Source organism: Neobacillus niacini NBRC 15566 (assembly GCF_001591505.1).
In the GTDB taxonomy this organism is placed as follows: Bacteria; Bacillota; Bacilli; order Bacillales; family Cytobacillaceae; genus Neobacillus; species Neobacillus niacini.
On record NZ_BCVA01000106.1, the window covers coordinates 1 to 791 of the forward strand.

The following is a 791-nucleotide window of genomic DNA, read 5'->3' on the forward strand; positions in this document are numbered from 1 at the left end:
CCACGATTATTGGCAAAATGTCTTTATTGAGCTAACGGAGAAGGTTAGTTGAACAGTGTTGTTTAACTTGTGTTCAACAATCGGGCCATATTGTAGAGAAGCATTTTAAAAGAAAATCGGATATTTATCGATGAGATTGTGAGGATTGTACTAAGCTAAACCAGCTAATAGTTTGTCAATATTTTTCAATAAAAACTTAAAATATCTCATGCTATACTAAAAGTGTGCATGCCAAATAACCTTCCGTTATTTTGATTTTGGAAGGTTTTGTGTTATTTAGTTTATTTTTGGTTCTAAGCTATATCTTGGAAAGTCGTTCTGTTCTTTAAAAGGGCAAATATCCAATGTAAGAGCTTATTTACACATGCTATTACAGCTACTTTAAAGGGCTTTCCTTCTCCACGTTTCTTGTCGTAAAACTCTCGCATTTTCTTGTTGCGAGGGATGATTTCTTCTGTTGTTTTCTTTTTACGACAATCACGAATTGCACAACGAACAGCCATATATAAGGCGTGACGAAGCCTACTTGAACCTCGTTTTGTGATTCGATTCTTTGTGGCTGTAAACTTACCAGATTCGAATACACTAGGATCAACTCCAGCGAAACCTACCAGCTTTTTAGGATCAGTAAATCGATCTATCTCACCAATTTCTGAAATAATCGTTGCAGCGATTTTTTCTCCAATACCAGGGATAGATTTGATAATATTACTTTCTTCTATTTCTTTAGCGAGGGCATCTATCTCCGACTCCAACTTTGATAGGTGCTCTTTGTATTGAAGAATCATATT

The 791-nt window shown here is 35.4% G+C and carries 1 protein-coding gene; it reads right to left on the reverse strand.

Going from position 1 to position 791, the window contains the following annotated elements:
* Positions 1-293: 293 nt before the first annotated feature.
* Positions 294-791, reverse strand: a 498-nt coding sequence (locus BANA01_RS28825) for a transposase (protein ID WP_157411921.1), incomplete at its 5' end; no start/stop codon positions are given.